Source organism: Candidatus Palibaumannia cicadellinicola (assembly GCF_001269425.1).
GTDB classification, from domain to species: domain Bacteria; phylum Pseudomonadota; class Gammaproteobacteria; order Enterobacterales; family Enterobacteriaceae; genus Baumannia; species Baumannia cicadellinicola_A.
Genome location: NZ_CP011787.1, coordinates 505660 through 517652, shown reverse-complemented (window position 1 = coordinate 517652; position 11993 = coordinate 505660). Strand labels below are relative to the sequence as shown.

At 31.3% G+C, this 11993-nt stretch carries 7 protein-coding genes; all 7 read right to left on the bottom strand.

Annotation, left to right across the window (positions count from 1 at the left end):
• Positions 1 to 41: 41 nt before the first annotated feature.
• Complete coding sequence (gene recC, locus AB162_RS02380) at positions 42 to 3368, bottom strand: exodeoxyribonuclease V subunit gamma (protein ID WP_053097182.1); 3327 nt, start codon at positions 3366 to 3368, stop codon at positions 42 to 44.
• 39 nt (positions 3369 to 3407) lie between these two features.
• Positions 3408 to 4202, bottom strand: a complete 795-nt coding sequence (gene thyA / locus AB162_RS02375; protein WP_053097180.1) for a thymidylate synthase — start codon at positions 4200 to 4202, stop codon at positions 3408 to 3410.
• Between the two features lie 22 nt (positions 4203 to 4224).
• Complete coding sequence (gene lgt / locus AB162_RS02370) at positions 4225 to 5091, bottom strand: prolipoprotein diacylglyceryl transferase (protein ID WP_053097178.1); 867 nt, start codon at positions 5089 to 5091, stop codon at positions 4225 to 4227.
• A gap of 111 nt (positions 5092 to 5202) precedes the next feature.
• A complete protein-coding gene (gene rppH / locus AB162_RS02365; protein ID WP_053097172.1) occupies positions 5203 to 5688 on the bottom strand; it encodes an RNA pyrophosphohydrolase in 486 nt (161 codons plus the stop codon).
• Between the two features lie 84 nt (positions 5689 to 5772).
• Positions 5773 to 6462, bottom strand: a complete 690-nt coding sequence (gene mutH / locus AB162_RS02360) for a DNA mismatch repair endonuclease MutH (RefSeq protein WP_053097171.1) — start codon at positions 6460 to 6462, stop codon at positions 5773 to 5775.
• Between the two features lie 1014 nt (positions 6463 to 7476).
• Entirely contained in the window at positions 7477 to 8436 is a 960-nt protein-coding gene (gene accA, locus AB162_RS02355) for an acetyl-CoA carboxylase carboxyl transferase subunit alpha (RefSeq protein ID WP_053097170.1), read from the bottom strand.
• A gap of 28 nt (positions 8437 to 8464) precedes the next feature.
• The gene (gene dnaE / locus AB162_RS02350) at positions 8465 to 11956 is read right to left on the bottom strand and encodes a DNA polymerase III subunit alpha (RefSeq protein ID WP_053097168.1); all 3492 of its coding nucleotides are present in this window, start codon (positions 11954 to 11956) and stop codon (positions 8465 to 8467) included.
• Positions 11957 to 11993 lie beyond the last annotated feature (37 nt).

Sequence of the window (11993 nt, the reverse complement as noted above, 5' to 3'; positions counted from 1 at the left end):
ATATATATAGGTTTTATTAGTCAAAATACCCTACCTACATGTCAAAAATAGGATGCTATATTATTATGCTTTAATATTGGCATAAAATAAGACTCTGCAGCCTGAATAATTGCCGTTATATGCTCTTTATTTAATTTACGTATTAGTAGTTGCAAATAAGGATCTCTTTTTTCCCCATAAAAAAATTTATCTCCTTTCCAAGACTGGATCATTTTATCCTTAGCTTCTTGTTGAATCTGTTTATTCCAATCTATATTATTAGTATTTCTGTTAAAACAGTGATTTAACCACGCTCCACCTGAACGATTCAGCAACAACAAGGGCTCTGACATTCCTTGCCAATAACCGTTAACTAACGTAAGTAAATAATTTTTTGCTTCTTCTTCTGACAGTACTGAGAAATGCCAATAACCATTTGTACCAAACAATCGGCTATCACCATGTCCACCAATCGCGCAATAAGCAAGATGCTCTATCCATAGTTGTAAACCATCATTAATATAAATTGCACTTGGACGCCAGCGAAGCAGACCATTATTTTGTACTCTTGGTAGCCATCCTATCAGGTCAGTTTTACCAATAGTTAATTTTACTTCCTGGCTAAAAAATTTAGGTAAGATAAATAATCTGATATTAGCTGCTAGCTTCATCATGCTATTACATTCTTTTTTCCAGTATATTTTGCCAAAAGCACCATAAGACAGCATACCTGCAGTACGTACTTGTTGGTATATAATTTCTATATTGTTTTTCTCAATCAGTGTATTTAATATTTTTTCTTTAATATTAAAATTATTAAGATCTGTGATCTGAAAAGGTTCAGTGTCAGGAATAATATATTGCTGCTCTTGATCTAACCAAATAGCTAGCCTTTTCTGAAAAAAAGTTCGTACTGTATGTTTGTAAAAATTTTTTAAATCATCTAATACTATTATCTCTTCTTGCATACTAGATAGTGAACTAATAAAAGCATATTGCGGCTTTTGGTAGTGATTATTAGCATTAGCTACGTTAGCAGCTGCTTTAGCAGCTAAAAACCATTCCTTAGAGTAACTCTGATTTTCGCTATCAGTAATAAAATTTTCTGGTGCAAAAGGCATACGACTATGCAATTGCCATAAGTAATTACGTATATTTCTAACTATAGTTTGTTCTTTCAGTTGTTCGTCTCCAGAAAGATAAAAGCTTTGTGTAATATAATTAGTCAGTTCACTAACTAGTACAGATGGATAACAAGAACTATTATCTTGGATTTTTGTGCCAATAAAACTGATATAAAAGTAATATTTAGCTGATAACAGTGCTTCAAGAAATATATATCTGTCTTCATCACGCCTATTACTATCGCCTAGTCGCGGATGCTGCGCTATTAAATCAAAACTAACCGGAAATATTGTAGTATGCGGATATACACCATCGTTCATGCCTAATAGGCAAACTATTTTGAAAGGAATAGAACGCATTGGCATCATAGTACAAAAGTTAATTTTTCCTAAAAAAAAACTTTTACTTATCCCCTCTTGAGCTAGACGCATAGTTAATTCATCATGCAACAAAATAATAGATACTGGTTCGTCATAATTTGATTCTAAACTAAACTGCAGCATCTGCTGCCAATGATTTACTACTAATGTCAAAGCTGCTTCTGTCTCTATATCAATGGTAGAGATAAAAAAATCATTAATTATATCGCTTGCGCTGGTTAGCCATTGATTAAGCGGACGAGATTGAATCAAGTAATTACGCCAACGGCGTAATACTACTAATAGTTCGGCTAACTTACCTATCAATTCAGCAATTAATCCGCTGGATTCATTATAAGGTAAAATGTCTTGCCACGTTCCACTATTTTTATCCATTGCATAGCCTAATAGCATACGATGTAAACCAAACTGCCAAGTATGCTGCTGACCAGTAGCTGCTGGGAACATTAAATCGCTTAACATATCGTCATCTAGCCCCCAACGAATACCAGATTCTGCTATCCATTGACCAAGTAAATTAATATTTTTTTTACTCATAGAGAAACGAGCTGCTAGAGCAGGAATATCTAGTAGAGCTAAAATTTCTTCAGAGGTACATCTGCTAAATGGTAATTTAAGTAAACTTAGAAATACTTTTAATACAGGATGAAAATTTTTCACTCTGTAATCATAGATAGAAAAAGGTAAATAACGTTCTTCTGTTGCATTGCCGAAAACAGCATTAATAGCAGGAGCATAAATATCAATATCAGCAACCATAACAATTACTTCTCGCGGGGAAATATCTTTATTTTCTGCTATCATATAAAGTAGATTATCGTGCAATACTTCTATTTCACGTTGGGGGCTATGGCAAACATGTATACTAATAGATCTATCTTTTGGCTGTAGCAATCTTTTTTTATTATTTAGAAGACTATAGTCTTCTAATATATCTCTTTGTACTACACTAAGTAGGCATTCCTCTCCAGAGGAGAATTCTAAAAAATCTTCTACATTATGCACGTTTTTTAGCTTAGAAAAAATAGATATAGTATCTCTACCTAATTTTCCCCAAGATTTTAATAGAGGATTACCTATATTAGGTTCTATTTGGTTGTTTAATTTAAGGCATGTATTACTGTCTATTTTTATCCTATCGTTACGATATGGATTAATAAACATTAAATGTATGTCTATATAGTTACCTAATAAATTTATTATTTTCATATATAGCGGTGGTAGCGAAGGAAGACCAAAAATAAATATTCTTTCTGGTAATCCTATAAGACGTCGTCGTGCGTCACTATTTTGAATAGTTTTAAGTAAACTTTGATATAAATTATCAAAATGTAAAAATTTTGTTTTTGTAGAAAATATATCTTCTATTAAAGCTTGCCATAACTTAGCTTGCCAGCGTTGATGATCACCTAAATTAACCAGTTGCTTACCATGCAGCCATATTTCTAACCAGTCTGGGCGAAAAATCAAATATTGGTCAAATAAATCTGCTACACTTATAGCAAAATGAAACTGTTTACGCTTATCTATATCCTCTTTTATAGACTCTCTAATGAGATTAAAATCAGATGTATTGTACAAACGCTGCATTATTTTCATAATTCTCCAAGTCATTGCTGACTTAGATAATAGTTTCTCTATATTAAAATCTGGTAACAAGCAGTTATAAATTTTCCAGATAAAATTGGCAGGTAAATAAAAATTAATATTAGCTGCAATATCGAAAGAACAAGCTAATTCCATCTGTATCCACTGTGCCATACAATAGCTATTTACTAATATTAATTCTTGCTGTAATGGATCAGGTAGCTTACATTGAGAAATTAATCTAACAGCAATATTCTTTAATAGGTCTAGTTTATTAGAATGATAAATAGTTAACATAAAAATCAATATTTAATTTATATCCAGTATACTGATTCGTTATATTGCTACTGGTGCTTTAATAGCAGGATATGGATCATATCCAATTAAATCGAAATCCGTAAACTGATATTGAAATAGTGAAGATGGGCGTCTATTAATTACTAACTTCGGTAATAATCTAGGATTACGTGTTAGTTGTAGATCTGTTTGATTAAGATGATTGCAGTACAAATGAATATCTCCCCCTGTCCATATAAACTCTCCAAGCTGTAAATCGCACTGTTGCGCTAACATATGTATTAGTAATGCATAACTAGATATATTAAATGGTAGACCGAGAAAAATATCGCAGGAACGTTGATAAAGCTGACATGATAACACACCATTAGCAACATAAAATTGAAACAAAACATGGCATGGTGCTAAAGCCATTTTATCTATTTCTCCAACATTCCAAGCAGAAACAACAATACGACGAGAATTTGGATTATATTTTAATTGATTGATTACCTTACTTAATTGATCAATGTATTGTCCATCTGCTGTACCCCATGCACGCCACTGACGTCCATAAATAGGACCAAGATCACCGTTATCATTTGTCCATTCGTCCCAAATAGTTACTTTATTTTTTCTAAGATAACTAACATTAGTATCTCCATTAATAAACCATAATAATTCATGTATTATTGAACTTATATGGCATTTTTTAGTAGTAATTAAAGGAAAACCATTGTTAAGATTAAAGCGCATTTGATAACCAAAAATAGATAATGTACCAGTATTAGTACGATCTTCTTTAAATTGTCCATTTGTGCGAACTAGGCGCATTAAATCTAGATACTGTTTCATAATTATTAAACATAAATACTAACTAAGTCAGGCGATAATAGGACCATAAAAAAATAATTATTCCTGCAAAAATCATTGGTATTGAAAGAATTTGTCCCATACTAATTATATTATATAATAATCCTAATTGAGCATCAGGCTGGCGAAAAAATTCTACTATTATACGTAATATACCATAACAAATTAAAAATAAACCAGATATACTACCTATTGGACGTGGCTTATAGCTAAACCAATGAAGTATTATAAATAATACTATACCTTCAAGTATCATTTCATATAGCTGTGACGGATGACGAGGTAACATCCCATATTTATCAAAAATTAACTGCAATTGTGGATTATTAATATTATGTATTAATAGATTTTTATCTGCATCTATAGATCCTGGAAATAACATTGCCCATCTAGTATCTGTTGTTACTCTTCCCCATAACTCGCCATTAATAAAATTACCTAAACGGCCAACACCTAGTCCGAATGGTACTAGTGGTGCTATAAAATCAGACACTTGAAAAAAATTACGTTTAGTACTGTGTGTAAACAAGAAAATTACAGTAATAACGCCAATTAGACCACCATGAAATGACATGCCACCATCCCATACTTTAAATAAATATATAGGATTATCCAGCCACATTTCTAAATTGTAAAACAATACGTAACCTATTCTACCGCCGATAAATAACCCTAAAAAGCATAGGTATAACAAGTTTTCTACTTCAGTTTTTATCAAATAGCTACCTGGTTTTTTGATGGAGCGCATTGCCATAAACATAGCAAATAAAAAACCAATTATATACATAATACCATACCAATGCAGAGAGAATGGACCTAAGGAAAAAATAACTGGGTCTAATTGAGGAAAATTTAAATATTTTGATATCATTGACTACAACCACCATTAATCTAATACTATATTAGTAAATTACGTTTTATAAATATATGATAACTTATATATATTATATAAGCATAATGTTGGTGGCTATGATAGAATTGGTTAATATCTATTCGATAATATAATAATATTATTGAATTCTTTCATAACTATACGGTATACATCTCGCTTAAAGAAAACAACTTTACTAACTGGATACCAACAACTAACCCAGCGCCATTTATCAAATTCTTGTTTATCCCCACGCTTAATATTTATCTCTGTATCCTGACATACTAGTTTTAACAAAAACCATTTTTGCTTCTGACCGATACATATCGGCTTAGTGTTACAGCGTATAAGTGGTTTGGGAAGCTTATATCGTAACCAATTACGTGTTGATGTTAAAATACGAACATGGTTACTAATTAATCCTACTTCTTCGAATAGTTCACGATACATTGCTTGCTCAGCTGTCTCCCCCTGATTAAGGCCTCCCTGGGGAAATTGCCAAGATTGTCTTTTATATCTCCTTGCCCAAAATACTTTTCCGTTGCTATTACATATTACAATACCAACATTAGGGCGGTAGCCATCTTTATCGATCACCTAACTACCTCAATGACATAACAACTATCTATATATTAATATGATTTATTCATACTATTTAATAGTAAAAATATTAATTTTAATTTAAATAAAAAAATTACTCGATAGTAACTTACTTGTGAATGTTTTTTTTAGGTAAAAGCCTAGCGGTATAGTATTAATTATTTTACCTAAATCATCAATAGCCGTTGTTACAGCTAGATTATTAGCAGCTTTGGGTCTTAGTTGCAGTACTTCGCCATAGCTTGCAGTAATACTAGTTACCTTACCTAATACAATTAGGTCCATAAGTTCCTCCCAATCGGACTTTAATTGTAGTAATTCTGTTGCATCTGGGCTCCATAATATAGGATTACCAATACGCCTTTGGGATAAAGGTATTTCACGCTGTCCTTCTACTGGAATCCACAAAACTCTAGTTAACTTATAGCGTACATAGCTTGCTTCCCATGTAATACCACTATTACCTGTAAGCTGTGCTACGCATACAAAAGTAGTTTGTAACGGACGTCCATAATTATCAATAGGAATAGTTTTTAACTCAACACCAATAGCTGTAAAGTCTGGCTCTGGCTTATTACCTGCGCTAGCACCCAGATACATTTCTATTAATTTACCTATCCAGCCTTTAGATCTATTTAGGTTATTAGGTATTATTTTATTTGCATGTCCAGCTAGTTCTCCAAGTGAAAATCCAGCTAACGATTGAGCTCTTAATAATAATTCTCTTTCATTAGCTGGCTGGGAAATAGACATAGTAGAAAAGTTAATCATGGCAGATCATATCAGCTAATAATAAAAATTACATTTTTATATATTAAATATTAAAAATATAGATGTTTATTGAAAACTATATTATTAATATAATTTATGACTACTGATTTTAGTACTGTATATTACTGTAAATAATATGCTTTAATAGTGTTTTCAAAAAAAAATTATAGTATTTATGTTGTTTTTTTATTATTTACAGGGAGTAACTATTTGAGTGACTGGTTATGGTTATGAACCACCCCAAACTTTGGAAAATATATATTATAAAATATAAATATTAATTTATATAAAATGTTGCTTTAATAACTATTTTTTTAACACTGCAAGCTAGTGATATAAAGATTAAAGGAAAAGATATTACCGATATCGTACAATCAGTAAGTGTTAAAAAACCTAATATATTTATTAGTATGCTGCTACTAGCTAGATAATACATAACCTAGTAAGTTTGCGTGTGACTTAAAGCATTATATTTATTATATCTAGTTAATATTGATTAGGTGAATAAGTATATTAGTGTTTACTAAAACTATATAATAGATACGTCGATAGCTAATAAGTATTGTAAAATCAGTTACTGATTAGTACTCATAATTTATTTTTTAATATAATAAATAACAAATATTATGTATAATATTAAGTAAGCTAGCTTGTTATCCAGTACAAAAGAAATTTCTCTATAATAGAATTTAATAGTGATAACAGTATATTTTCTTTAATTCTGAAAAATATTAATATTAATTCTTTCAATAATATTAACTAATTTAGTATTACTTACTTCTAGTAAGCTTGAAAATAAACACAATCCATAAAAAGCATTAGTAGTTGCAATAATATATTATTCTGGTAGTTTGTATAGCTAGTAGCTACAAGTAGCTATTACAGGCACATTATTCGTACTTTTAAATATTTATTTTAATATCAATGATAGATATTTATTATTAATTTACACGTAGTATACCCTACACAAATATCTACTAAATAAATTAAATTGAGCGTTTGTGTTGTAATTAATTAACAATAACCATATGTCATAATACGGGCATAACGTCGTGTAAGTAACTCTTCTTCATTAAGCTCATCTAATTCAATTAAATCAAAAATAATTTGTTTTTTTAATGATTCGGCAATAGCTGGAACATCACTATGAGCACCACCTATAGGTTCAGGTATAATGCTATCTATTAGTTTAAGTTCTTTTAGGCGCCAAGAACTTATTCTCATAGCTTCAGCAGCTATTGGCGCTTTATCAACGTTTTTCCATAAAATAGACGCACAACCTTCTGGTGATATCACTGAATAAGTACTGTACTGAAGCATATTTATCTTATCGCCTACACCAATGGCTAATGCACCACCAGATCCCCCTTCACCTATTACGGTACTTATTACTGGAACTCTTAGACCTGACATTTCTCGTAGATTTGTAGCAATTGCTTCTGACTGCCCCCGCTCTTCCGCACCTATACCAGGATATGCGCCAGGAGTATCGATAAAGGTAAGTAGTGGTATACTAAATCTATCAGCTATCTTCATTAGTCGTAATGCTTTACGATAACCTTCAGGTGCTGGCATACCAAAATTACGTAGTATCTTATCTTTAATTTCTCTTCCTTTCTGGTGACCAATAATCATCACTGGGCGATTATCTATACGTGCTAATCCGCCGACGATAGCTTTATCATTAGCATATGTACGATCTCCCGCTAATTCGTCAAAGTCAGAAAAAATATACTTTATGTAATCTAGCAGATATGGTCTACGCGGATGCCGTGCTAATTGAGTAATTTGCCATGCACTCAAGTTGGAAAAAATTTTTTTAGTTAATTCTATTTTTTTCTCACTTAAGCGCTGTATTTCTTCATTGAGTTTTACATCAGATGTTTTTTGTTTACGACTTATTGATATTAGCGATTCAATTTTAGCTTCTAAATTAGCAATAGGTTGTTCAAAATCAAGAAAAGGTATACTCATAAATATATAATAGTATGTCTATATTAGATTAGTCAAATTCTAGTTGAACTTGTTCATGACCTACCAAAAGACGTAAATCATTTAGTAAATCGTCAGTAGGCATAACCTGCCAATTGGTACCAAAACGCATACGTATACGTACATTTTCTATTTTAGAATAAATATGCACAGGAATGATTCCTGATAAATGTGGTTTAATAGTTAAACTAATATTTTTCAAAAAGTCTTTATTAATTTGTTGTTTAGTTAGCGATATAGCAAGTCCACAAGAAAATTTTTTACGTGCTGTGTTAATATCCATAATGTTTATAGCAATTAACTGACAGCTTCCTGTCACGTTATCAACGCTAACTTCACCAGCTACTAGCACAATAGTATCTTTTTGTAAAAAATTTTTGTATTTTTGTAGTATTGGGGTAAAAATAATAACATCTAAATGTTCATTTAGATAATTTATAGTACATATGCAAATCTTATTACCTTGCTTAGTTACTTTTATCTTCAACGATAAAATCAAACCAACTACTGTTACCTGTTTACCACGTTCTAGACAATGAATGTCTTTTAAACTAACTCCGCCAGTATAATATTTAATTTCATTTAAATATTGTGTAATAGGATTACCTGTTAAATATATTCCTAAAGTTTCCCGCTCACCATTAAGCATAACTGTTTCCGACCAAGGTCTAAAATTTGGACCTAAATATTGATCAAAAAATACTTGATTTTTTATATTATTTACCCCAAAGATATCTATCTGACCTCTGCTATCTGAGTTAGCAGATTGATCAGCTGTTTTTAATGCTAGATCTAATAATTTCATAATTGCAGCACGATGCGGTCCTAGTTTATCGCAAGCGCCAGACAATATCAGCTTTTCTAGCATACGTCGGTTTAGTTTTTTTATATCTATACGTTTGCATAAATTAAATAAATCAACAAATTTTCCATTTTTATTACGTTCTTCAATAATTGAAGAAATTTGTGCTTTACCTAAACATTTTATTGCACCCATCCCATAAATTATTTCTCTATTTTCATTAACATGAAAATGATACTGACCTTTATTAATATCAGGTGGTAATACTACAATACCCATACGTAAGCATTCATTTATAATAATAATAATTTTTTCATGATTATCTATATCTGCAGTCATAGCAGCAGCCATAAATTCTGCTGGATAGTGTACTTTTAGCCACATAGTTTGGTAGGAAACTAGAGCATAAGCAGCAGAGTGAGATTTATTAAAACCGTATCCTGCGAACTTTTCTAATAAATTAAATATTTTCATAGATAACTCACCGTTAATACCTAAAAGCTCTGCGCCTGCCTTAAATTTTGCTCTCTGCTTAACCATTACTGCATAATTTTTTTTTCCCATAGCGCGTCGTAGTATGTCAGCTTCACCAAGTGTATACCCTGCTAGTATTCTAGCTATCTGCATAACTTGTTCCTGATAAAGAATAATGCCATAGGTAGGTTCTAATACCGGCTTTAAAGATTTGTGTTGCCAATTTATATCTGGATAACAAATAGCTTCACGCCCGTGTTTCCGATTTATAAAATTATCTACCATACCAGACTTCAGCGGGCCAGGACGAAACAATGCTACTAATGCTATAATATCTTCGAAACAGTCGGGTTGTAGGCGTTTAATAAGTTCTTTCATTCCTTTTGATTCTAGTTGAAATACGGCCGTAGTATTTGCACTTTGCAACATCTTGAAGCTTTTTTTATCATCTAATGGAATAGTTTGAATATTAATAGGATTGATATTATTAAGCACGTACCTAGTATTTATTATTTTTAAAGTTCTGTTTATGATAGTTAGAGTACGTAATCCTAGAAAATCAAATTTCACTAAACCAGCATTTTCTACATCATTCTTATCGAATTGAGTAACTGGATAATTACCTTGTTCGTCACAGTATAACGGAGAAAAATCAGTAATTTTAGTTGGCGAAATTACTACTCCACCTGCATGTTTACCTACATTACGAGTCATACCTTCTAGTTTTTTCGCAATATCTATTAATACCTTTACATCTTCATTAAGTATATATAGCTTCTGTAGCTCAGGTTCTAGTATTAAAGCTTGTTCTAGCTTAATTCCAATATCATTAGGTACTAGTTTAGCTAAACTATTAATAAATGGATAAGGGTAACCTAATACCCTACCAACATCACGTATTACAGCCTTTGCAGCCATAGTACCAAAAGTAATAATCTGTGATACAGCATCACGACCGTAAGTTTGTGCTACATGGTCAATGACCATATCTCTTTTTTCCATACAAAAATCAATATCAAAGTCTGGCATAGAAACACGTTCAGGATTTAGAAATCTCTCAAATATGAGATCAAAAACTAGCGGATCAATATCAGTTATATTAAGTGCATAGGCTACTAGAGAACCAGATCCTGATCCTCTGCCTGGTCCTACAGGTATATTATTGTCTTTAGACCATTTGATAAATTCCATAACTATAAGAAAATAGCCTGCAAATCCCATTTTGTTAATTACTTTTAGCTCTTTATTTAAACGTTCATTATAATATAATTTCTTATTGCTGCGCTGCATAGCATCTGGAAAACTAAAATTTAGTCTATCTTCTAACCCTTTTGTTGCAGATTTAATTAAATAATCCTCAATAGAAATATTGCTACTAATAGGAAATGTTGGTAAAAAATATTCATCAAGTCTAATAGTTACATTACATTTACGAGCTATTTCTACGCTATTAGCTAATGATTCTGGAATATCTGCAAATAATTCGCACATATCCTGTTCGCTTCGAAGATACTGTTGTGAACTATAGTTATTTTTTCTTTTAGAAGAAAATAAATCAGAGCCTTCATGGATAGCAACTTTAATGGCATGTGCATGATAATCATCATTATGAATAAAACGTACGTCATTATTTGCTACTACCGGTAATCCATAGTAATTAGATAGTTCTACAGAAGATTTAATATATTGTTCTTCCTCTGGTCTACCAGTCCTAATAAGTCCTAGATAATATCTATCTTTAAAATAGCGCTGGTAGAAAGCTAAGCACTGTTTAAATTTAATTTTTTGACCACGCATTAAGGTTTGTTCAAGATCACCTTTACGTGCTCCAGAAATAATAATTAAACCTTCATTATATTTTATAAGCCAATCTCGATCTATAAAAGGGCCATCTGTACCATAGCCTCTCTTATATGCTTTGGAGATAAGCATTATTAAATTATGATAGCCTAAGTTATTAGTAGTTAGAATTGTTAATTCAGTGAGTTCATCACCTAGTGTATTACTTTTTATCAACAAATCAGCACCTATAATTGGCTTAATTCCTACACTATATGCTGATTTATAAAATTTAATGATACCAAAAAAATTAGTACAATCTGTTAAAGCTAATGCTGGCATATTCATAGATGCTGCTGTTTCCACTAAAGTACTAACTTTTATTAATCCATCAATAATGGAATAGTCGCTATGTATACGTAAGTGAATAAAACGTGGTTGAGTCATATTTTTATTATTTAATCATATGAATTTTATTACAAAA

Excerpts from the sequence above, each read along its gene's own strand:
- recC (WP_053097182.1), bottom strand. The coding sequence starts at position 3,368 with ATGTTAACTATTTATCATTCTAATAAACTAGACCTATTAAAGAATATT.
- mutH (WP_053097171.1), bottom strand. The coding sequence starts at position 6,462 with ATGATTAACTTTTCTACTATGTCTATTTCCCAGCCAGCTAATGAAAGA.
- lgt (WP_053097178.1), bottom strand. The coding sequence starts at position 5,091 with ATGATATCAAAATATTTAAATTTTCCTCAATTAGACCCAGTTATTTTT.
- dnaE (WP_053097168.1), bottom strand. The coding sequence starts at position 11,956 with ATGACTCAACCACGTTTTATTCACTTACGTATACATAGCGACTATTCC.
- accA (WP_053097170.1), bottom strand. The coding sequence starts at position 8,436 with ATGAGTATACCTTTTCTTGATTTTGAACAACCTATTGCTAATTTAGAA.
- thyA (WP_053097180.1), bottom strand. The coding sequence starts at position 4,202 with ATGAAACAGTATCTAGATTTAATGCGCCTAGTTCGCACAAATGGACAA.